Source organism: Ruegeria sp. I3, from assembly GCF_056532525.1.
This window is the reverse complement of sequence record NZ_JBQFNI010000008.1, coordinates 61,873-84,606: the sequence shown is the minus strand read 5'-3', so window position 1 is coordinate 84,606 and position 22,734 is coordinate 61,873. Positions and strand designations below refer to the sequence as shown.

Annotated in this window: 19 protein-coding genes; 11 read left to right on the top strand and 8 right to left on the bottom strand. The window is 56.9% G+C overall.

Annotated elements, in window-relative coordinates; translation table 11 throughout:
• Positions 1 to 2 precede the first annotated feature (2 nt).
• Entirely contained in the window at positions 3 to 851 is an 849-nt protein-coding gene (locus ACR0L9_RS18140) for a peptidylprolyl isomerase (protein ID WP_170399297.1), read from the bottom strand.
• A 176-nt stretch (positions 852 to 1,027) separates the two neighbouring features.
• On the opposite strand from ACR0L9_RS18140, the gene secA reads away from it, so the two are divergent.
• The 3 genes from secA (at position 1,028) to ACR0L9_RS18125 (ending at position 6,345) form a co-directional block, all read left to right on the top strand.
• Positions 1,028 to 3,745, top strand: coding sequence for a preprotein translocase subunit SecA (gene secA / locus ACR0L9_RS18135; RefSeq protein ID WP_480896346.1), 2,718 nt, complete (start codon positions 1,028 to 1,030; stop codon positions 3,743 to 3,745).
• Between the two features lie 100 nt (positions 3,746 to 3,845).
• Positions 3,846 to 4,763, top strand: coding sequence for a hypothetical protein (locus tag ACR0L9_RS18130; RefSeq protein WP_480896345.1), 918 nt, complete (start codon positions 3,846 to 3,848; stop codon positions 4,761 to 4,763).
• Positions 4,764 to 4,788: 25 nt separating this feature from the next.
• Entirely contained in the window at positions 4,789 to 6,345 is a 1,557-nt protein-coding gene (locus ACR0L9_RS18125; protein WP_480896344.1) for a phosphate ABC transporter substrate-binding/OmpA family protein, read from the top strand.
• Between the two features lie 3 nt (positions 6,346 to 6,348).
• Here the strand turns inward: ACR0L9_RS18125 and radC are convergent, their stop codons facing one another.
• The 3 genes from radC to dnaK all read right to left on the bottom strand — a co-directional run bounded on the left by radC (position 6,349) and on the right by dnaK (position 10,396).
• On the bottom strand, positions 6,349 to 7,104 hold the full coding sequence (gene radC / locus ACR0L9_RS18120) for a RadC family protein (protein WP_170426295.1): 756 nt from the start codon (positions 7,102 to 7,104) through the stop codon (positions 6,349 to 6,351).
• A 158-nt stretch (positions 7,105 to 7,262) separates the two neighbouring features.
• Positions 7,263 to 8,414 carry a molecular chaperone DnaJ gene (dnaJ, locus tag ACR0L9_RS18115; RefSeq protein WP_170408772.1) on the bottom strand — a complete coding sequence of 384 codons (1,152 nt, stop codon included), beginning with the start codon at positions 8,412 to 8,414 and terminating at the stop codon, positions 7,263 to 7,265.
• A gap of 74 nt (positions 8,415 to 8,488) precedes the next feature.
• On the bottom strand, positions 8,489 to 10,396 hold the full coding sequence (dnaK, locus tag ACR0L9_RS18110; protein ID WP_480896343.1) for a molecular chaperone DnaK: 1,908 nt from the start codon (positions 10,394 to 10,396) through the stop codon (positions 8,489 to 8,491).
• 213 nt (positions 10,397 to 10,609) lie between these two features.
• On the opposite strand from dnaK, the gene ACR0L9_RS18105 reads away from it, so the two are divergent.
• Positions 10,610 to 11,212, top strand: a complete 603-nt coding sequence (locus ACR0L9_RS18105) for an alpha-ketoglutarate-dependent dioxygenase AlkB family protein (RefSeq protein WP_480896342.1) — start codon at positions 10,610 to 10,612, stop codon at positions 11,210 to 11,212.
• Between the two features lie 55 nt (positions 11,213 to 11,267).
• Here the strand turns inward: ACR0L9_RS18105 and ACR0L9_RS18100 are convergent, their stop codons facing one another.
• The gene (locus tag ACR0L9_RS18100; RefSeq protein WP_170649008.1) at positions 11,268 to 12,095 is read right to left on the bottom strand and encodes an ABC-2 transporter permease; all 828 of its coding nucleotides are present in this window, start codon (positions 12,093 to 12,095) and stop codon (positions 11,268 to 11,270) included.
• Between the two features lie 122 nt (positions 12,096 to 12,217).
• Here ACR0L9_RS18100 and cysQ point away from each other — a divergent pair, with 122 nt between their 5' ends.
• The 7 genes from cysQ (at position 12,218) to ACR0L9_RS18065 (ending at position 20,108) form a co-directional block, all read left to right on the top strand.
• Positions 12,218 to 13,015 (top strand): 3'(2'),5'-bisphosphate nucleotidase CysQ, encoded by a 798-nt coding sequence (cysQ, locus tag ACR0L9_RS18095; protein ID WP_480896341.1) that lies wholly within the window; start codon positions 12,218 to 12,220, stop codon positions 13,013 to 13,015.
• Positions 13,015 to 13,815 (top strand): 3-deoxy-manno-octulosonate cytidylyltransferase, encoded by an 801-nt coding sequence (locus tag ACR0L9_RS18090; RefSeq protein ID WP_480763849.1) that lies wholly within the window; start codon positions 13,015 to 13,017, stop codon positions 13,813 to 13,815. The genes cysQ and ACR0L9_RS18090 overlap by 1 nt, the downstream gene beginning before the upstream one ends.
• Positions 13,812 to 14,795: a UDP-glucose 4-epimerase GalE gene (gene galE, locus ACR0L9_RS18085; protein WP_480896340.1), complete on the top strand. Its 984-nt coding sequence runs from the start codon at positions 13,812 to 13,814 to the stop codon at positions 14,793 to 14,795. Before ACR0L9_RS18090 ends, galE begins: the two co-directional genes overlap by 4 nt.
• The gene (locus ACR0L9_RS18080) at positions 14,792 to 15,838 is read left to right on the top strand and encodes a glycosyltransferase family 2 protein (protein ID WP_480896339.1); all 1,047 of its coding nucleotides are present in this window, start codon (positions 14,792 to 14,794) and stop codon (positions 15,836 to 15,838) included. Before galE ends, ACR0L9_RS18080 begins: the two co-directional genes overlap by 4 nt.
• Before the next feature lie 146 nt (positions 15,839 to 15,984).
• Positions 15,985 to 16,971 carry a glycosyltransferase family 2 protein gene (locus ACR0L9_RS18075; protein ID WP_170613532.1) on the top strand — a complete coding sequence of 329 codons (987 nt, stop codon included), beginning with the start codon at positions 15,985 to 15,987 and terminating at the stop codon, positions 16,969 to 16,971.
• The gene (locus tag ACR0L9_RS18070; protein WP_480896338.1) at positions 16,968 to 18,668 is read left to right on the top strand and encodes a DUF5927 domain-containing protein; all 1,701 of its coding nucleotides are present in this window, start codon (positions 16,968 to 16,970) and stop codon (positions 18,666 to 18,668) included. Before ACR0L9_RS18075 ends, ACR0L9_RS18070 begins: the two co-directional genes overlap by 4 nt.
• 6 nt (positions 18,669 to 18,674) lie before the next feature.
• Positions 18,675 to 20,108 (top strand): nodulation protein NodH, encoded by a 1,434-nt coding sequence (locus ACR0L9_RS18065; protein ID WP_480896337.1) that lies wholly within the window; start codon positions 18,675 to 18,677, stop codon positions 20,106 to 20,108.
• A gap of 7 nt (positions 20,109 to 20,115) precedes the next feature.
• On the opposite strand, the gene ACR0L9_RS18060 is transcribed toward ACR0L9_RS18065, so the two are convergent.
• The 3 genes from ACR0L9_RS18060 to ACR0L9_RS18050 all read right to left on the bottom strand — a co-directional run bounded on the left by ACR0L9_RS18060 (position 20,116) and on the right by ACR0L9_RS18050 (position 22,728).
• Positions 20,116 to 20,634 (bottom strand): L,D-transpeptidase family protein, encoded by a 519-nt coding sequence (locus ACR0L9_RS18060; RefSeq protein ID WP_480896336.1) that lies wholly within the window; start codon positions 20,632 to 20,634, stop codon positions 20,116 to 20,118.
• A 62-nt stretch (positions 20,635 to 20,696) separates the two neighbouring features.
• A complete protein-coding gene (locus tag ACR0L9_RS18055; protein WP_170515151.1) occupies positions 20,697 to 21,482 on the bottom strand; it encodes an ion transporter in 786 nt (261 codons plus the stop codon).
• A gap of 22 nt (positions 21,483 to 21,504) precedes the next feature.
• Positions 21,505 to 22,728 (bottom strand): class I SAM-dependent RNA methyltransferase, encoded by a 1,224-nt coding sequence (locus tag ACR0L9_RS18050; protein WP_480896335.1) that lies wholly within the window; start codon positions 22,726 to 22,728, stop codon positions 21,505 to 21,507.
• Between the last annotated feature and the right edge of the window lie 6 nt (positions 22,729 to 22,734).

The window sequence follows — 22,734 nt, the reverse complement described above, 5'->3', positions numbered from 1 at the left end:
GGTTACTCCTGCAGCAGCTCCAGCTGGCGCATGACCTCGGGGCCAGCGCCCTCGAGCGCGGGACGCTCGATCTGCGCTTGCTGCGTCAACTCGTCAATCTTGGCCTGAATTGCTTCTTGCCGAATGGTCTGAGCCAATTCATCGCGCACGACCGCCAATTCGGGGGCCTCGGTCTTGCGCTTGTCGTTCAGCGTGACCACGTGCCAACCGAACTGGGTTTGCACCGGATCCGAGACCTGACCCTTTTCAAGGCCAAGCACGGCACCTTCAAACTCGGGCACCATCTGGCCTTTGCCGAACCAGCCCAGCGCACCGCCATTGGGGCCAGAGGGTCCTGTGGATTTTTCTTTCGCTAGCTCAGCGAAATCTGCGCCTTCTTCAAGTTGGGCTTTGACAGCTTTGGCTTCGTCCTCGGATTCGACCAGAATGTGGCTGGCATTGAACTCGTCTTCGCCCTGAAACTCGGCGAATTGCGTGTCATAGGCGGCCTGTATGGCCTCATCAGTGACACTGGCGGCTGTCAGCGCTTCGACGGTTTGCACGGCGCGCAGGGACCGGGTTTCGTTTTCCAGTCGAAGGGCGTTGAGTGTATTCAGCTCTTCCTGTTCAAGGCTCAGCAGGTGCTGCTGGACCAGTTGCTCGAGGATGAAATCATATAGCACCTCATCTTCAAGCTGCTGATACTGCGCCGGCAGCGCCGAGGCGGTGGCGATGACGTGACCCAATGTGATCTCGTCGCCGTTCACGCGCGCAACCACGGTGTTGGCATCCGGTGCGTCCTGGGCGGCCAGCGGCAACGCCATCACGGCAGCAAGCGCAAGCGATGGCAGAAAAGTGAGGCCTTTGGGCATGGAATTATCCTATTTCTTTGCCGCGACAGGGCGCAGCGTTGACACTGTGGAACCTGCCCCTTACATCGCTTTGAAGCCTTGGACAGGGCCGCCTTTCACCCCCCGTATCTAGGGGCTGCGCGCAAGGTGGGCAAGCCTGTCGCAACCAAGAAAAAAACAGATCCGCTGGAGTGAACATGCTGGGACTCGGAACGCTCGCCAAAAAGGTGTTCGGAACACCGAACGACCGCAAGATCAAGGCGGCCCGCCCGCTGGTCGAAAAGATCAATGCGCTGGAGCCGGAGTTCGAGATCCTGACCGACGATGGCCTGATTGAGAAAACCGCTGAGCTGCGCAAACGAGCGCTGGACGGTGAAAAACTGGATGACTTGCTGCCGGAAGCATTTGCCAATGTCCGCGAAGGGGCCAAGCGCGCCCTGGGTCTTCGGGCCTTTGATGTGCAGTTGATGGGTGGTTTGTTCCTGCACCAGGGCAATATCTCGGAAATGAAAACGGGTGAAGGCAAAACCCTGGTCGCCACCTTCCCCGCCTATCTGAATGCACTGACCGGCAAGGGCGTGCATGTGGTCACGGTGAACGAATACCTGGCCAAGCGCGACTCGGAATGGATGGGCAAGGTGTTTGCGTCCGTTGGCATGACGACCGGTGTGATCTGGTCGGGCCAACCGGATGCCGAGAAGATGGCGGCGTACAAGTGTGACATCACCTATGCCACAAATAATGAGTTGGGCTTCGACTATCTGCGCGACAACATGAAGGCCGATCTGGAACAGGTCTATCAGAAGCACCACAATTTCGCGATCGTCGACGAAGTCGACTCGATCCTGATTGATGAGGCGCGGACGCCGCTGATCATCTCGGGGCCGGCACAAGACCGATCGGACCTTTATACTGCCATCGATACCGTGATCCCGACGCTGCAGGACGATCATTACTCGCTCGATGAAAAAAGCCGCAGCGTGACGTTCACCGATGAAGGCAACGAGTTTTTGGAGCAGCAACTGCTTTCAGCGGGTCTGCTGCCCGAGGGGCATTCGCTGTACGACCCCGAAAGCACCACTGTAGTGCATCATGTCAATCAGGGCCTGCGCGCGCATAAACTGTTCCAACGCGACAAGGACTATATCGTTCGGGATGGCAATGTGGTGCTAATCGACGAATTCACCGGTCGGATGATGCCGGGCCGCCGCTTGTCGGAAGGTCTGCACCAAGCCATCGAAGCCAAGGAAGGCGTACAGATTCAGCCCGAGAATGTGACTCTGGCCAGTGTGACATTCCAGAACTATTTCCGCCTCTATGACAAGCTGTCCGGCATGACCGGCACTGCGCTGACCGAGGCGGAAGAATTTCAGGAAATCTATGGTCTGGGTGTGGTCGAGGTTCCGACCAATAAACCAATCGCGCGTGAGGACAAAGACGACCAGGTCTATCGCACGACAGTCGAAAAATACGGTGCCATTATTGAACAGGTCAAAAAGGCCGGTGAAAAAGGTCAGCCGGTTCTTGTCGGCACCACGTCGATCGAAAAGTCCGAAGTGATCAGCCAGATGCTGACTAAGGAGGGTATCAAGCACAATGTTCTGAACGCCCGTCAGCACGAACAGGAAGCCCAGATCGTGGCAGATGCCGGCCGTCTGGGTGCGGTGACCATCGCCACCAACATGGCGGGTCGCGGTACTGACATCCAGCTGGGCGGTAACGTTGAGATGAAGGTGCTACAGGCGCTGGCCGAAAACCCCGAGGCTGACCCGGCCGAGTTGCGTGCGGCAGAAGAAGCCAAGCACGCGGAAGAAAAGGAAAAGGTGCTGCAGGCCGGTGGTCTTTACGTAATGGCGTCCGAACGTCATGAAAGCCGCCGGATCGACAACCAGCTGCGCGGGCGTTCGGGACGCCAAGGTGACCCGGGCCGCACCGTGTTCTACCTGAGCCTGGAAGATGACCTGATGCGCATCTTCGGTTCGGAACGTCTGGACAAGGTCCTGACCACGCTGGGCATGAAAGAGGGCGAGGCAATCATTCACCCCTGGGTGAACAAATCGCTGGAACGGGCGCAATCCAAAGTCGAAGGTCGCAACTTTGACATGCGCAAAAACGTTCTGAAATTCGACGACGTGATGAACGATCAGCGGAAAGTCGTGTTCAGCCAGCGGCGTGAAATCATGTCAGCGGATGATCTGTCGGATGTCGTGTCCGATATGCGTGAGCAGGTGATCGACGATATGATCGACGAATTCATGCCGCCAAAATCATATGCAGATCAATGGGATACAGAAGGTCTGCACGAAGCGGTCAAAGACAAGCTAACCATCGATGCGCCGGTTCAGGACTGGGCCGCCGAGGAAGGCGTGGATGACGAGCAAATCCGCGAACGTCTGATCAAGGCCGCCGATGAAATGATGGCGCAGAAGGCCGTGGCCTTTGGCCCGGAAAACATGCGCAACATCGAAAAGCAGGTTCTGCTGCAGACTATCGATGGCAAATGGCGCGAACATCTTTTGACGCTGGAGCATCTGCGCTCGGTCGTGGGTTTCCGTGGCTATGCACAGCGCGATCCGCTGAACGAGTACAAGAACGAAAGCTTCCAGCTGTTCGAAGGGATGCTTGATTCCTTGCGCGAAACCGTCACTCAGCAATTGTCGCGCGTGCGCCCGCTGAGCGAAGAAGAACAGAAGGAAATGCTCGCGCAGATGGCGGCGCAACAGGCACAGGCGCAGAAAGCTGTGGATCAAGCTGCCGGGAATGCTGAGGCGATCGCCGAAGCTGAAGCGTCTGGTGACAGTCGTCCGGGTTTTGTTGAGGATGATCCTTCGACTTGGGGTAACCCGTCACGCAATGATCCTTGCCCCTGTGGCTCGGGGAAAAAATTCAAACATTGCCACGGCAGGTTGACTTAACGTCACCTGCTTTCCACCACAATGAGTCCGCCTCACGGCCACATATTGGCCTTGATTGGGAAGCAAATTGCGACTCGCTCCTTCAACTGGGGAGGGTGTCTTGTTTGTCATTAAGAACTACGTGACCACGGGCGGAACCGTTGCCTGCGCTCTGGCCATTGGATATTTGATGCAAAGCGGATCGGCGCAGCAACCCAATGCTGAGCCGAGCGGTGAACGCGTCGCTTCGATCTCGGAACAGGACTCGGACCTGACCGGACTGGAAAGCGTTGTCCTGACCTCTTCTTCCCCGACAGAAACGCGTCCCAAGGATCTATCTCAATCCATACGCTCAGCGCCAGAAACCAGCCGTTTGCCTTCGAATTGCGATATGAGCGCGCGCGCCATGGCTGTGCCCGGCGCCAACGTACGGCTGCGGGTCAAGGCCCCCTGCCACGCCAATGAGACCATTGAGGTTCATCACAACGGGCTGGTTTTCAGCACCGAGACCGATGCGCTTGGCGGCTTGAACCTGACCATCCCGGCGCTGTCGGAATACGCTATTTTCCTGATCTCGCTGCCGGATGAGAAAGGCACCGTTGCGACGACGCATGTGCCCGAGATCAACAGCTTCAACCGGTTTGCCTTGCAGTGGCAGGGCGAAACCGATCTGCAGCTTCATGCGCTGGAATTCGGCGCAGGTTACGGGGAAGAAGGCCACGTGTGGTCAGGGTCCCAGACCGGCGGCGCGGGCTCGGTGATCCATCTGGGTCAGGGCGGTTCGGACGTCGCGCGCAATATCGAGGTTTATTCATACCCCATCGAGACCGCAACCGAGGCCGGAAGTATCACTCTGTCGGTTGAAACTGAGGTCACCGAAGCAAATTGCGGCAAGCCCCTAAGCGTGCAATCATTGGAATGGCGCGCGGAACGGCTACGCTCACGCGACCTGTCGCTGGATATGCCCGGTTGTGAGGCAGCTGGCGATTTTCTGGTGTTGAATAATCTGTTCTCAGACCTGACAATCGCTGCCAAATAAGCAGCAGGCAGATCTACGGTTTCCAATGAGCATTCTTCGTGCGGCGTTCGCCGCGCTTTTTGCCTTATCCCTATCGCAGGGCGCATCCGCGCAGGACATCACCTTGACCTCACATGACGGCAAGGTCGAAGTGGTCGGCACCCTTCTTGGTTACGACGGTGAATTCTACCGTGTCGATACACAGTTCGGAGAGCTGACGGTCGATGGATCAGGGGTCACCTGCGACGGCCCAGCTTGCCCCAACCTGACGGATTTTGTGGCCGAAGTTCGGTTCTCTGGCTCATCGGTGATTGCGGAAACGTTGCTGCCTGCGCTTGTACAGGGCTTTGCCGCTGAGGAAGGGTTGACCCTGTCGCACTCCGAAGGCACCGGGGACCTGGAGGTCTACGCTCTACATCACCCCGACCGGCAGGCGCCGTTGGCCAGATTCACATTTCGCGCAGCGGGCACCTCTGACGGGTTTGCCGATCTAGCAGAGAACACCGCAGATATCGTGTTGGCACAGCGCGAAATTCGACCGGACGAGCTGGAGTTGACCAAAAACGCCGGGCTCGGAGATCTGACGCAAACCCGCCGGTCCCGCGTCTTGGCGCTGGATGCAATCGTTCCGATTGTGTCGGGCGACAATCCCGTGCGTCAGATTTCACTTGCTGATCTGGTGATGGTCTTTACCGCCGAGGTCACAAATTGGAGCGATCTCGGCGGTCCCGATGCGCCGATCTCTCTGCATCTTCCGCAGGTCGGTTCCGGGCTGGATCAGGCGGTCGAGGATTTGTTGCTGGCACCTGCCAACGCACATATGGCAGCTCAGATCACACGCCATGACCGCAACAGCGATCTGGTGCGCACAGTCTCGAACGACCCGTTCGCGCTCGGCGTCGCCAGCCTTGCCGAGGCCGGGACTGTACGCGCCCTGCCTCTGACCGGTGGGTGCGGACATGCCCTGTCGGCAACACGGCAATCGGTCAAGACCGAAGATTATCCGCTGACCTCACCCATGTTTTTCTATTTGCCGCAACGACGATTGCCCAAAGTCGCGCGACAGTTTTTGGCCTATACCCAAAGCAGCGCCGCACAGATGGTCATCCGGCAAGCCGGATTTGTCGATCAATCCCTTGAAACAATCCAGGTTGGGCTGCAAGGCGATCGGCTGGCCAATGCGATCAGCACCGGTGGAGCTGAGGTCGGGTTGAAAGAGTTGCAGCGCATGATCGAAACTCTCCGTCCACTTTCGCGGCTATCTTTGTCCTTTCGGTTCGAACCGGGGTCTTCGCGGCCCGATGCTCAGTCCCGGTCAAACATCTTGAACCTTGCGCAAGCTTTGGAAAGCGGAACGTTGGAGGCGCGTCAATTGATCTTTGTTGGGTTTAGTGACGGCGAGGGCGCGGCGGTCGCCAATTCACGTATTGCCCTGCAGCGAGCCAAAACCGTCCGAAACGCAGTGCTGGCATCGGTCGAAACCAGCCTCCCCGACAGCATCGAAATCAGTGTCGAGGGCTTTGGCGAGGCCATGCCGATGGCCTGCGACGACACCGAATGGGGCCGCAAGGTGAATCGTCGGGTCGAAGTTTGGATCCGATAACCCTTACAAATAGCCTTGCGAGCGGAAACTCAGTTCAGCCGATTTCCCGATGATCAGGTGATCATGCAAAGTCAGCCCAAGGGCGGAACACGCATCCTGAATCCGGTTGGTCATATCGATATCCGACTGCGACGGCGTCGGATCACCGGATGGATGATTGTGGACCAGGATCAGAGCCGAGGCATTGAGTTCCAACGCCCGCTTCGCGACCTCTCGCGGATAGACCGGCACATGATCCACCGTGCCTTTAGCCTGCTCTTCATCCGCAATCAGCACATTCTTGCGATCTAGATAAAACACACGAAACTGCTCGATCTCGCGGTGCGCCATCGTGGTGTGACAATAGTCCAGAAGCGCATCCCATCCCGAGATCACATGCCGTTGCATCACCCGGGCACGCGCCATGCGATGGGCACAGGCCTCAAGGATTTTCAGATCGGTAATCACCGTGTCCCCAACGCCTTTGATCTGACGCAGCCGTTCCTCGGGTGCCGTCAACACACGATTGAAATCACCAAACGCTTCCATCAGCGCGCGCGCCAGCGGTTTCACATCCTGACGCGGGATGGATCGGAACAGAGCAAGTTCCAGCAGTTCATAATCCGGCATCGCTGCTGATCCGCCAGACATGAACCTTTCGCGCAGCCGCTTGCGATGGTCTTTGATGTAGGAGGGTAACCGACCAACGGGCAGCGGCTGCGCCGGTGCTTCATCCGTATCGAACAGCATGGGGGCTTCGGCAAAGGCGTCTTGGGTCATAACACCACTCTGACGCAGAATCGGTTTCCGAAAAGTTAACGCGCTCTATCCCTGCCCGCCGGATCGGCAACACACGGATCCCCTGTTTCATCTGGCCATAAATATCTCGGGGGGGTCGCCCAAAGGGCGATGGGGGCAGAGCCCCCCTGCTTAACCGTTTAACCCTTCATGCCATCCCAGAAGGACTTTACAGAAGAGAAAAAGCTTTTAGATTCCGGATGGTTATCCTCACCCAAATCATCAAACTCACGCAGAAGTTCTTTCTGACGACTGGTCAGATTGACCGGAGTTTCCACGGCAAGTTCGATGAACATATCCCCGATGCCTCCGCCACGCAGGGCGGGCATGCCTTTGCTACGCAGGCGCATCTGGCGACCCGACTGGCTGCCGGCAGGAATCTGTACACGACCGCGACCACCGTCGATGGTCGGCACCTCGATCGAACCGCCAAGTGCTGCCTTGGCCATGCTGACTGGCACACGGCAATAGAGGTTCACGCTGTCACGTTCGAACAGCTTGTGCTCGGAAACTTCGACAAAAATATAGAGGTCACCCGGAGGACCACCACGCATTCCGGCCTCACCCTCACCGGCCAGACGAATCCGGGTGCCGGTCTCGACACCGGCAGGGATGTTCACGGACAATGCGCGATCTTTTTCAACACGCCCCGCACCTTGGCACGACTTACAAGGGTTCTTAATGATCTGACCCAAACCAGAGCAGGTCGGGCAGGTGCGCTCAACCGTGAAAAAGCCCTGTTGCGCGCGAACCTTGCCCATGCCGGAACAAGTCGGACATGCAGTAGGTTCAACACCACCTTCGGCACCAGTTCCCTCGCAAGAGGAACACGCCACAGCCGTAGGAACGTTTATGGTTTTCTGCAGGCCTGCATAAGCCTCTTCCAGCGTGACCCGCAGGTTATAGCGCAGGTCTGAACCGCGTGCGGCGCGACGGCCCCCGCCTGCCCCACGCTGGCCACCCATGAAGTCGCCGAACAAGTCGTCGAACACGTCAGAGAACGCGCTGGAGAAATCGCCCTGACCGAAGCCGCCACCGGGACGGCCGCCGCCACCGCCCATGCCGTTTTCAAACGCGGCGTGACCAAAGCGATCATAAGCGGCTTTCTTTTCAGCATCACGCAGAACATCGTAAGCCTCGTTGGCCTCTTTGAACTGCGCTTCGGCATCGGGGTTGTCCTTGTTGCGATCGGGATGCAGCTGTTTGGCTTTCGAGCGAAAGCCTTTCTTGATCTCATCCGCAGAAGCGCCCTTGGACACGCCGAGCACTTCGTAATAGTCGCGTTTGGACATCAGTATTTCCTTCTGCCTCAACGTAATCGGGCCGGCCCGGCAACCGGACCGGCCCAAATTGGCCCGGTTACCCGTTAGTTACGCTTGTCGTCGTCCAGATCTTCGAACTCGGCGTCGACAATGTCATCGTCACCCGGCGCGGCATCTGCGGCTGCGGGCTCATCTTCGCCCTCTTCCGCCTGTGCCTTATAGATCGCCTCACCCAGTTTCATGGCCGCTTCGGTCACGTTCTGGATGCCCGACTTGATCTTGTCGGCATTGTCCGTTTCCAGCTCATCCCTCAGCGCAGCAACGGCCAGCTCAATCGCTTCGACGGTTGACGGGTCGACCTTGTCGCCATGTTCCTCGATCGATTTCTCGGTCGCGTGGACAAGGCTTTCGGCCTGGTTCTTGGCTTCGACCAGCTCTTTGCGGGCCTTGTCTGCCTCGGCGTTTTCCTCGGCATCCTTGACCATCTTGTCGATATCTTCGTCCGACAGACCGCCCGAGGCCTGAATGGTGATCTTCTGCTCTTTGCCGGTGCCTTTGTCCTTGGCCGAAACCGAGACAATGCCGTTGGCGTCGATGTCAAAAGTCACCTCGATCTGAGGCATGCCGCGCGGTGCGGGTGGGATCTCTTCTAGATTGAACTGACCCAGGATCTTGTTGTCCGCAGCCATTTCGCGCTCACCCTGGAAACAGCGGATGGTCACGGCGTTTTGGTTATCCTCGGCGGTCGAGAAGACCTGAGACTTCTTGGTCGGAATGGTCGTGTTGCGGTCGATCAGTCGGGTGAATACGCCACCCAGCGTCTCGATGCCCAAGCTGAGCGGGGTCACGTCCAGCAGAACCACGTCTTTGACGTCGCCCTGCAGAACACCGGCCTGAATGGCGGCGCCCATGGCAACAACTTCGTCCGGGTTCACACCTTTGTGTGGCTCCTTGCCGAAGAACTTGGTGACCTCTTCGATCACTTTCGGCATCCGGGTCATACCACCGACCAGAACAACCTCATCCACGTCGCCAGCCGACAGGCCTGCGTCTTTCAGGGCAGCCTGGCAAGGCTTCATCGACTTCTTAATCAGGTCGCCAACCAGCGATTCCAGCTTGGCACGGGTCAGTTTCATGACCATGTGCAGCGGTTGACCGTTCGAGCCCATCGAGATGAACGGCTGGTTAATCTCGGTCTGCGAGGTCGAGGACAGCTCGATCTTGGCTTTTTCAGCAGCTTCTTTCAGACGCTGCAGGGCCATCTTGTCGGCAGACAGATCGACACCGTGTTCCTTTTTGAACTCATCCGCCAAGTAGTTGACGATGCGCATGTCAAAGTCTTCACCACCCAGGAAGGTGTCACCGTTGGTCGATTTGACTTCGAACAGACCGTCGTCGATTTCCAGAATGGTTACGTCGAAAGTACCACCACCAAGGTCATAAACCGCGATGGTTTGGGTTTCTTCTTTGTCCAGACCATAGGCCAGAGCAGCTGCTGTCGGCTCGTTGATGATCCGCAGCACTTCCAGACCGGCAATTTTACCGGCGTCTTTGGTGGCCTGACGCTGTGCGTCGTTGAAGTATGCCGGAACGGTGATAACCGCCTGCGTGACTTCCTCACCCAGATAGCTTTCTGCGGTTTCCTTCATCTTGCCCAGAGTGAAGGCCGAGATCTGGCTTGGGGAGTACTTTTCACCGCGGGCTTCAACCCACGCGTCGCCATTGCCGCCATCAACGATGGCGTAGGGCACCATTTTCTTGTCTTTTTCGACTTCTGCATCATCCACACGACGACCGATCAGACGCTTGACGCCAAAGATCGTGTTGTCGGGGTTGGTGACCGCCTGACGTTTTGCAGGCTGACCGACCAGACGCTCATCTTCTGTAAAAGCGACGATCGAGGGCGTGGTCCGCGCCCCTTCGGCGTTTTCGATGACCTTCGGCTGCGAGCCGTCCATGATGGCCACACACGAGTTGGTGGTACCGAGGTCAATCCCGATTACTTTTCCCATATTTTCAATCCCTTTCCATTCAAGGCGATGTCCCGAGGGTTGGACCCGTTGCGGCATCCTGCCCCCGATTGATGTGCGCGACAGCACTACACCATCGCGCGTCGAGGCGTATATAAGGGCGAGAACAGGGGCCTGCAAGCGTTCAGAAACGCAGGTTTTCGGGAATCTGTGGCCTTTTTTGGCAAGGTTTTGGCAAGGTTTGGGGATTCTGGAATGGCGCGGCTGTTATTGCGCGGATTTGATATTCGGAAAGGCTATTTGGATGCGGCGGCGCAGTCGCATCTAGTTGACCTGCTTAGGCCGATTCTGAAAGTGGCACCGCTTTATCGGCCCGTGACACCTTCGGGCAAGGAAATGTCAGTGCGCATGACCTCGGCCGGGGCGCTGGGATGGGTCACTGACCAGGCGGGCTATCGGTATCAGGACACGCACCCAAAGGGCATGACATGGCCCGCGATTCCAGATGAGATTTTGACCATCTGGCAGGACCTGACCGGCGCGGATCGCCAGCCCGATTGCTGTCTGATCAACTATTACGGTGAAGGCACCAAGATGGGCCTGCATCAGGACAAGGATGAGGCCGATTTCTCGTGGCCCGTGCTGTCGATCTCATTGGGCGATGACGCGCTGTTCCGCATCGGCAATACAACACGGGGCGGCAAGACCGAGTCGATCTGGCTGAGCTCAGGCGATGTGGTGATCATGGGCGGCCCGGCACGCTTGACCTATCATGGGGTGGATCGCATCCGGTTTAGATCATCCAAACTTTTGCCAAAAGGAGGACGCATCAACCTGACTTTGAGAGTCGCAACGTGAAGTGCGATCCAATATCCGGGAACAAGTTTTCAGAATACAGCACGCACAGCAAAGATCAGCGTCGCGCATCCCAGCTTTTCGAGACCTGCCTGCGGGTATAGAACTCGCCCAGCAGGCCGATCATCGTCAGGATTATCCCGACCCAAAGCGCGTATTCCCAACTGGAGTTGCGGGGAAAGTAGTTTCGGAACACAAAACCACGGCATTGATCTATGATGTGAAACAGCGGGTTCCACGCAAACATAGTCAGCATGAACCCACCCAATGCGTTGCCGACGAACATCTTGCCAGAAAATATCATGTTCAGACGACGGTACATACTTGTCAGGATGCTAACCGTATTTGGAAACCAGGGCTTTAGCGCCAGAAACACAAGACCGACCGAGCATCCTACAAACCATGCCAGTAAAAGCATCCCAAAGGCGCCGCCGGGCTCCTGAATCACAAGGGGCGAGACTGCTACACTATAGACGAACAGGATGACCAGGATCGAGACAAGCTGCGTGTACAGTATACCGAAGGCAGATGCTGACAACATCACCATCATGGTCATCGGCGAATGCAGTGTCATCGGATTGTTGCCGGATCCAACCCCGGCAATAGCAGCGACAGACTTGATATGCGTCAGGAACAGAAAAACTCCGGAGAGCAGGAACAAAACCATCTCGCCCCGGATTTTGGCCATGCCGGTCATTCGACCAATTAGCGTCATAAGTATATAAAACGCCGTCACCAGAAGAACGACCTGAACAATGTTTATCAGGATTGCGATCACCGCATTTGAATGCTGCGAGCGGATATTGCGGACCACCGCATGGAATATAAGCTCAGCGGTGGTGAAAACCCCGCCCAGCAACGACCGATTTCGCTTGTAGTGAAACACTCGAATACTCTTTCCTGCTGTGTCAGCCGCAAATTGGCACGAAATTCTTGCTGTTCCGTATCCATCGCATCATAAGTCCGTGAGATGCCCTGATCAACAAACCACAGGAACGGAGCTTTTTTGTGACTTATGACGCGCTTATTCCCGTCATCCGGCGGCTGGCCTTGCAGGCAGGCGACAAGATCATGCAGATCTATGAAGCAGATGATTTCGACGTCAAGGTCAAGTCAGACTCAAGCCCAGTAACCGAGGCGGACGAGGCGGCGGATGCTTTGATCTCGGCCGGATTGCGCGAGGCTTTTCCAGATATCCTGCTGGTGACCGAGGAACAGGCAGCTTCGCATTCCGAAAAGAGTGATACCTTTCTGATCGTTGATCCTTTGGACGGCACCAAAGAGTTCATCAACCGACGGGGCGATTTCACGGTAAATATTGCTCTGGTCGAGAACGGCGTGCCGACGCGCGGTGTGGTTTACGCACCTGCGCGGGGGCGGATGTTCTATACGCAAGCCGATGGGCAAGCTGTCGAGGAAACCGGCGCACTGGACAAAGATCAGCCGGGCGTGTTGACGCCAATATCAATCTCTAAACCAAACAATTCGGCGCTGATGATCGTTGCATCCAAGTCGCATCGGGATCAGGCGACCGAGGATTACATCAACAAATATCAGGTGCGCGACAGCAAAAGTGCCGGGTCGTCGCTGAAGTTCTGTCTGGTGGCGACGGGAGAGGCCGACCTCTACCCCCGTGTTGGCCGCACCATGGAGTGGGACACCGCTGCGGGCCAGGCGGTTCTGGCCGGTGCGGGCGGACATGTGGTGCGCTTTGACGACCATTCGCCGCTGACCTATGGCAAAGACGGCTATGCCAATCCATTTTTCATCGCCTATGCTCCAGGCGTTGAGCTGAAGGAAGCCTGATGTCAGTATTGATTGTCATTCCCGCGCGCTACGCTTCGACCCGCTATCCAGGCAAACCTCTGGTTCCGCTGACCGGGGCAAACGGAACCAGCATGACTCTGATCGAACGATCCTGGCGCGCTGCGATTTCCGTGTCAGGCGTAGATCGCGTGGTTGTGGCAACCGACGATGACCGTATCCGCGAAGTCTCAAAGGGATTTGGTGCCGAGGTGGTGATGACTTCAGACACCTGCCGCAACGGTACCGAACGCTGCGCCGAGGCGCACTCGGCTCTGGGTGGCGGTTATGACATCGTCGTCAACCTGCAAGGGGATGCGCCTTTGACCCCGCATTGGTTTGTTGAAGACCTGATCTCGGGTCTGCGCAACGCGCCAGATGCGGGTGTGGCCACCCCCGTGCTGCGCTGTGACGGGGACGCACTGAACGGATTACTGAACGATCGCAAGCAAGGCCGGGTCGGGGGCACTACAGCGGTGTTCGGCAATGACCACAGCGCGCTTTACTTCTCGAAAGAAGTGATCCCTTTCACTGCCGAGACCTATGCCAGTAGTGACCCGACACCGGTATTCCACCATGTCGGAGTTTATGCCTATCGGCCGGACGCTCTGACTGCTTATCCGGGCTGGACCAGCGGTCCGCTGGAGACACTGGAAGGGTTGGAACAGCTGCGCTTCATGGAAAACGGCCGCAAGGTTCTGTGTGTCGAAGTTGAAGCCAAAGGTCGTCAGTTCTGGGAGCTGAACAACCCGCAGGACGTGGCCAAGATCGAAGAAATGATGGCCGCTATGGGGCTTGAATGACAAATATTCTGGTTACAGGTGGCGCAGGTTATATCGGCTCTCATGCCTGCAAGGCACTGGCAAGGGCGGGGTATACGCCCGTAACCTATGACAATCTTGTCACCGGATGGCAGGACGCGGTGAAATTCGGCCCTTTCGAGCAGGGCGACCTGCTGGACCGCACCCGGCTGGACGAAGTGTTCGCCAAATACCAACCCGCCGCCGTGATACATTTCGCCGCCCTCAGTCAGGTCGGCGAAGCGATGGTTGAGCCCGGAAAATATTGGTCGAACAATGTCACCGGTTCGCTGACACTGATACAGGCGGCTGTGGATGCGGGATGTTTGAACTTTGTGTTCTCGTCGACCTGCGCCACCTATGGCGAACATGACAACGTTGTGCTGGACGAGAGCACTCAGCAGCAGCCATTGAATGCCTATGGTGCCTCGAAACGAGCGATCGAGGACATCTTACGTGATTTTCAAGCCGCATATGGCCTGAAGCACGTGATCTTCCGCTATTTCAACGTGGCCGGGGCCGACCCGGATGCCGAAGTTGGAGAGTTCCACCAACCAGAAACCCATCTGGTGCCGCTGATGCTAGACGCCATCGACGGCAAGCGGAGTGGCTTGACTGTATTCGGCACCGATTACGATACACCCGACGGCACCTGCATCCGCGATTATGTACATGTTTGTGATCTGGTCGATGCACATGTTCTGGGGTTGAAATGGCTTGAGCAAGGCAAAGAAAGCCGCGTGTTCAATCTGGGCACCGGGTCGGGGTTTTCGGTGATGGAAGTCATCGAGCATTCCAAGGCCGTCACCAACCGCGCGGTACCCTACAGCATCGGCCCGCGCCGGGCCGGGGATTGTACGCTTCTAGTTTCAGGCTCGGTCCGAGCCAAGGAAGAGCTGGGCTGGACACCAAAAAGATCAACGTTAGAGACGATGATCACGGATGCCTGGCGTTGGCATCAGAATGGCAGCTATACCAAGTGAACCTTGAGGATCAGCCGCTTACCTGGGTGCAGCGCTACAAGCTGCGCCTGAAACGCAAGCGGCTGTTGTGGCGATCTTTTCGCAGCCGCCATCAACTGAAGTCGTTGACTGACAACACGCAAAAGATCACACCCGGCGCCATTCTGGCCTTTACCACGCTGCGGAATGAGATCAGCCGTCTGCCGTGGTTCTTTCACCATTATCGCACGCTGGGCGTTGATCATTTTCTGATGGTGGATAATGGCAGCGATGACGGCTCGGTCCCGTATTTGCTTAAACAGCCGGATGTGTCGCTGTGGCGGACTACGGCAAGCTATCGCGCGTCTCGGTTCGGGTTGGATTGGCTGACTTGGCTGCAGTGGAAATTTGGGCACGACCACTGGACGTTGATGGTCGACGCCGATGAGTTACTGATCTACGCACATCTCAACACCCATACGCTGCGCGATTTGACCGCATGGCTGGACGCGCGCGGACAAGCCACGTTTGGGGCGATGATGCTGGATCTCTATCCCAAAGGTCGGCTGGGCACGCAAAGTTATGATCCGCATTCCGATCCAACCGATTGCCTGAACTGGTTTGACCCCGGCCCCTATCGTGCCCAGCGCCAAAGGCCGATGGGCAACCTTTGGGTTCAGGGCGGCGTACGCGAGCGGGTGTTTTTTGCAGATCAGCCCCAAAAATCACCGACCCTGAACAAAATCCCTCTGACCCGGTGGTCACGGCATATGGCCTATGTGAATTCGTGCCATTCCGCGCTGCCTCGGTTCCTGAATTTTGAATATGACGGTCCGGGTGGGCAGACCGCCTCGGGCGTGTTGTTCCACACGAAATTCCTGCCCGAGGTTGTCGACAAATCGCGGATCGAAAAACAGAGGCGGCAACATTTTCACGACCCCGATCGGTTCGGCGCCTATTATGACGGGATCATCAGCGGGCCTGATCTTTGGACTTCTGACTCGGTCAAACTAGGTGATTGGCAACAGTTACAAGACCTTGGGCTCATGAACGCGGGCGGATTTCCTGCCACAGGGGGGAAGTAAACCGGATTTAAACCCGTTGCCTCACAAGGTGCAGAGATGTCATAAAACGTTAATGTCCGGCACCACTCAGGCCTCAGGCGGCCCCGGGCAGACGCGCGTATCAAAAAAGGTTGGGCAGCCGCGTGAGCCTTTTGGATTCCTATCGCATGAGATTGCGGCGCAAGCGCCGCCTGCTGCGTTGCCTACGTCGGCGTCGGGATCTGAAAGCGGTGCAAGATAACACCAACAAGATCAAAGAAAACGACATCTTGTTGATGAGCGTGATGCGGAACGAAAAGATCCGCCTTCCCTATTTCTTAGACTACTATCGAAAGCTTGGCATCAATCACTTCCTGTGCGTGGACAACAACAGCGATGACGGCACCCGCGAATACCTGAGCAGCCAGCCGGACGTTTCGCTGTGGTGGACGGATGTAGGTTACAAGAATGCGACCTTTGGTCTGGATTGGTCCAACTACCTGCTGCGCCGCTATGCGCATAAGCACTGGGTTCTGACGGTCGATCCGGATGAATTCTTTATCTATCCTTTTTGCGATACCCGCCCGATCCGCGCCCTGACCGACTGGCTGGACGATACTGGTGTGCGCAGTTTCGGCACCATGCTGATCGACATGTATCCCGAAACCGGAATCATGGATGCGCCCTATCATGAGGGCCAGAACCCTTTTGAAGTCGCGCCTTGGTTCGATTCAGGCAACTTCATGATTACCCGCAACCCGACCTATGGGAATCTGTGGATTCAAGGCGGTGCACGCGCACGAGTTTTCTTTCAGGACAATCCCCTGAAGGCCCCGGCCCTGAACAAGATACCTCTTGTGAAATGGCACCGGCGCTACGCCTATGTCAGCTCAACCCACGCATTGCTGCCGCGCGGGCTCAATCAGGTCTATGAAGAGCAGGGCGGTGAAAAAACCAGCGGAGCGCTGCTGCATGCAAAGCTGATCAATACGCTTGGGGAAAAAGCTAAAGAAGAGTTGCTGCGCGGACAGCACTATGCTGCATCGGGCGAGTACAAGGCTTATGCCAAACAGTTAGAGGATAATCCGGTTTTCTGGAACAAATGGTCCGAGAAATACATCAACTGGCGACAGATTGAGATCCTCGGCCTGATGTCCAAGGGGAACTGGGCATGAGCAGCTTGGGCATCGTAATGCTGGTGCACACCGCGCTGGATCGGGTTGAGCAGGTGGCGCGACATTGGGCCGCCTCGGGCTGTCCTGTGGTCATTCATGTAGATCAGAAAGTCGGCGATCCGGCTTATTCCGATTTTGTCGCCGCTTGTTCGGATGAACCGCTTATTCTGTTTTCCGAACGCCATGTCTGTGAATGGGGCGGCTGGGGTATTGTCGCCGCATCACAATCCGCCGCATCGCTTATGTTGGAGAAGTTTCCGAACGTCCGGCATGTATATCTGTCTTCGGGCGCGTGCCTGCCACTGCGTCCGGTCGCTGATCTGATCGACTATCTGGCCGACCGGCCCCGTGTCGATTTCATCGAAAGCGCAACCACGCGCGACGTCAGCTGGACGATTGGCGGTCTGGATCTGGAACGTTTCACCCTGCGGTTCCCCTTCTCGTGGCGCAGGCAACGAAAGCTGTTTGACAATTACGTGCGGCTGCAACGCACCCTCGGATTGCGCCGCGCAATTCCCGATGGTTTGGTGCCGCATATGGGCAGCCAATGGTGGTGTCTGACCCGTCAAACCTTGTCGGCCATTCTTCAGGATCCCAAGCGCGCCGAATATGATCGTTATTTCCGCCAGGTCTGGATTCCCGATGAAAGCTATTTCCAGACACTGGCACGGCTCTATTCCACCCATATCGAAAGCCGATCGCTGACCCTGTCGAAGTTCGACTATCAAGGTCGGCCGCACATGTTCTACGACGATCACCTACAATTGCTGCGCCGGTCCGACTGTTTCGTGGCGCGCAAAGTCTGGCACAGCGCGAACCGGTTGTATCAGACCTTCCTGACCGACCACGAAGGCGCACTGACCCCGGCCGAGCCCAACCCCGGCAAGATCGACCGGGTGTTTTCCAAAGCGGTCGAGCGGCGCGTTCGCGGTCGTGATGGTCTTTATATGCAAAGCCGCTTCCCTCGCGCGGCTACGGAACGCAGCCTGACAGCCTTTCCCTATTCGGTGTTTCAAGGCTTTACCGAGTTGTTCGAGGATTTCGAACCTTGGCTGACAAACGCCATCGGCGGGCGGGTGCATGGGCATCTGTTCGGTCCCGAACGGGCGCAATTTGCCGAAGATGAGACGATCATCAACGGTGCGCTCAGCGATTGCGCCACGCTACGCGACTATAACCCCTCGGCCTTTCTGTCGAACCTCATCTGGAATACAAGAGGCGAGCGTCAGTGCTTTCAATTCGGGCCAACGGATATTCAGAAAATCAATGAATTCCTGACGCAAGATCAGAATGCACATATTGCGGTCATCTCGGGGGCCTGGGCGGTTCCATTGTTCCGTTCGAACCTGAATTTTGCCGATATCCGGTGCGAAGCTGCCCGCCTACAACAGATCGAAAGCAAACAGCTCAAGCTACTGGATGCCGCTCGGGCAAAGACGCGCATCCGAATATGGACAATGGCAGAGTTTGTGGAATCCCCCATGGAACAACTACAGACCGTTCTGGAGGACATGGGCGCGCCCAAACCCACGCATCTGACCGAGGCACCGACGATGGTCGATCTGACCGGGTTCGGAAAGTTCCTGCAAAACCTCAAGAACCAAGGGATGCATCCCTATCTGATGGGGGATTTCCCTGTGAATGACGTGTTTGGCGCACAGTCCAAATCGTTCAAGAAGCCCTATTTGGTGCAGTAACCTAAAATGACCCGCCGCTTCGATTATTTCATCGTTCTGGCCGATATGCGCACAGGTTCGAACCTGCTTGAATTACAGCTGAACACGCTGGATGGCGTCACGTGTCACGGAGAAGCGTTTAACCCCTATTTCGTCGGCCTGCCAAAACTGGACAGCGTTCTGGGCTTTACCCTGGAAGATCGTGAACGCGACCCGATGGCGCTGATCAACGCCATCCGAAACGCGCCGGGCGAGATGAACGGCTTTCGCTTTTTTAGCGACCACGATGCGCGGGCGCTGCCACCGGCGCTGGATGATCCGCGCTGCGCCAAAATCATTCTGATGCGCAACCCTCTGGATAGCTACATATCGTGGAAAATCGCTTTGGAAACAAAGCAGTGGCGGTTGGTGAACATTAAGCAACGGCGGGAGGCGCAAATCACCTTCGATGCCGAAGAATTCGCCGAACAGCTCGACCAGCGGCAAGCATTTCAACAAACAGTGCTCAAACATCTCCAGACCACCGGGCAAACACCGTTCTATATCGACTATGACGATCTAACAGATTTGGACGTTCTGAACGGCCTTGCCGCGTGGCTTGGCGTCAGCGCACGTCTTGAGGAACTGAACCAGCATCTCAAACGTCAAAACCCGGCGCCTGCCCTGTCGAAAGTGACCAATCCGGGTGATATGGAGCTGGCCGTGTCGCAACGTGACCGCTTCAAGCTACACCATATCCCAAGTTACGAGCCGCACCGCGGGCCGGCTGTTTCGCGCTATGTGGGTGCTGCGCAAACTTCGCTGATGTACCTTCCGGTGCGCGGCGGCCCCGAGGCTGAAGTGGTGCGGTGGATTGCCGATCTGGACGGGGTGTCTCAAGCCGACCTGATCACCGGCCGCAATCAAAAACAGACCCGTCAATGGATGCAGGATCATCCCGGTCACCGCAAATTCACGGTGCTACGCCATCCGCTGGCGCGCGCGCACGCTGTGTTCTGCGACCGTATTCTGCACACAGGCCCCGGCGCGTATGTGAGCATTCGCAATATGCTGAGCCGACGGTACAAGGTGCCTCTGCCTGCCAAGGGTGATCTCAGCAATTATACCCGGGATCAGCATTCCGAGGCGTTCGCGGCCTTTCTGGGCATGCTGCGCAGTATTTTGGCGGGTCAAACCCCGATCCGTGTGGATGGGGAATGGTGCGGACAGGCGCAGACGCTGGAAGGCATGGCCGGTTTCACCATGCCCGACCTGATCCTGCGCGAGAATGAGATGGAAACCGCCTTGCCCGACCTTGCCTACAAAGTTGGGCATACAGCCCCGCCAACGCCAAACAGGGCCAAGCCGGACGCGCCGTTTGCACTTGATCAGATTTACGACGCACAGCTTGAAGCGCTAGCGAAGGAAGCGTACCAGCGCGACTATACAATATTTGGATTTGGTGACTGGAAACCGCTTTGAACCTTGCTTAGGGGCGCAGGGTAATCACGGTTCCTTCATTCACCATGGCGTAGATCTCTTCGATCTCATCATTCTTGACCGCAATACAACCTGCCGTCCAATCCGGGGTCTTCTTCGCCCGCTTTAACTCGGATCGCAGATTGGGTTGTCCGTGAATGAAGATGTCGCCGCCCGGATCAACACCTGCGGCCTTGGCTTTAGCCAAGTCTTCCGAATTGGGATACGATATACCCAACGATAGATGATACCTGCTGCGCGGATTGCGGCGGTCGATCAGATAGGTACCCTCGGGCGTACGGCCATCGCCTTTTTTGTTTTTCGTGCCGGTGGGCGCAAATCCTAGATCGATATCATACTCCCGCAAAATCTGCTCGTTATGGAGCAAATACAGCTTGCGTGCACCTTTGTTGATGACCATCGAGGTCACCTCGGGCCCGCGATAAGAAAGAAATCTGGGTTTGGCTGAGGCACATGCTGAAAGGCTCAGCGTTGCCATTGCGCCCATTCCGAATGCTCGACGATCCATTATTTTCACTGCCTGATGCTCTTTTTTGTCAATTATTATGTCAGATTTTCGCGAAACTTAAATCACTTTTTGCTGTTCGACTGTTCCGTCAGTCGGCGTTCAATCGATTCCAGCCTTTCAAGAACCTCATCACGATAGGCATCGGTCTTGACCTCATCCTCGGCATGGTGGGCATCCTGCATCGAGTTCACGATGAGACCTACCAGCAAGTTCACCACCGCAAAGGTGGTCACCATGATGAAGGGAACAAAGAAAAGCCAGGCGTAGGGATACACCTCCATCACAGGGCGGACGATGCCCATGGACCAGCTTTCCAGCGTCATGATCTGGAACAGCGTATAGGCCGACAGACCCAGATCACCGAACCAATCGGGGAACGTGCCCGAGAAAAGCTTGGTTGAGATCACAGCGCCGATGTAAAACAGGATCGCCATCAGCAGGAACACGCTGGCCATGCCCGGCAGGGCTGAGATGAAGCCTTCGACCACTCGGCGCAGGCGCGGCGCGACCGAGATAACGCGCAGGACCCGGAGGATACGCAGTGCCCGCAGAACCGAAAGCGCCCCTGCACTGGGAACTAGGGCGACGCCCACGATCACGAAATCAAACACATTCCAGCCGCTGGTGAAGAACCGGCGCCCTGTGGCGATCAGTTTCATGACGATTTCGATGACGAATATGGTAAGGCACAGCTTGTCCAACGTCACGATCAGTGGACCCGCTGCGTCCATCAGCGTGGGCGATGTCTCCATCCCCAGCAGTACCGCGTTGAACAGGATCACACCGGTGATGAATTTCCCGAAAGCCGGTGCTTCGATGATGGGCAGCAGTCGTTGGGCGATCACCATGCGGGCGGTCCTTATCTCAGGGTTATTTGTTCAAAATGAACCGAGCGGCAAGTTCGGTGTGTGACGACCATCGAAATTGGTCAACCACCTGTACCCATTCAAGGGCATATCCGGCGTTAACCAGCATTTTTGCGTCACGGGCGAAGGTGATCGGGTTGCACGAGACATAAACAACCACCGGGCGCATGGCCTGCGCCAGCTCGGCCAGCTGCGCCTCGGCCCCAGCGCGCGGCGGGTCAAGCACAACGGCGTCGAATTTCTTGAGTTCATCGGGCATGAGCGGGCGGCGGAACAGGTCTCGGGCCTCGACTGTGACCTGTTTCAAACCTTGCGCCTTGCGCCAGCCCTGATCCAAGGCCTTCGTCATCTCGGTCTCACCTTCGACTGCATGAACTTCAGCAGTCTGTGCCAGCGGCAGAGAGAATGTCCCGCATCCGGCGAACAGATCGACAATCCGCTTTGCCCCTGACGTAGCGTCGGAAACAGCCTGTAATAGAGCCTGTTCTCCGTCTTTTGTGGCTTGTAAAAACGCTCCGGGCGGTGGGGTGACGCCAGCGGTTCCAAAGCGTTGGATCGGAGGTACACGCATGGCGATAACCTCATCATCCCAACTAAGCCGGGCAAGGCCGTGATGCTCGGTCGCTTGCGCGAGCGCCAGCTCCAACGGTCCATCCAGCGGTTTGCCGCCCTTGACCGCAACATCCAAACCGCCTTCGGACAGGGTCAGCGTTACGGCCAACACACCTTTCCGACTGCCACCCAACAACGCCAAGGCTTCGGCCACCGGGATGGCCGCAATCAAGGTTGGGTGCAGCAAATGGCAATCCGGGATTTCGGTAATCGTGTCAGAAGCGCGACCATGAAACCCGGCCAACGTACCCTTCTTGGTGCGCCGTACGGCGATGGTGGCCCGACGGCGGGATCGTTCAGGCGAAGTGTGAATAGGCCGCATCAGGGCATTGAGCTCCTGCGCGGCCAACGCGTTGCGCACCACCTCAATTTTCCACTCGGCGACAAAATTATCGGTCGCATGTTGCAACTGGCAGCCGCCGCAGGCCTTGTAATGACGGCAGGGTGCCTTGACCCGCTGATCCGAGGGTGTTTCGACGCGAATATCGTTCAGAAACTGACCCAGCAACGTACCGCTGACCACTTCACCCGGAAGAGTGCGTGGCGCATAGATCGGACCATCGGCGATTCCGTCGCCCTGATGTCCAAGGCGGTTTATTGTGTATTGCTGCGTCATGGAGGC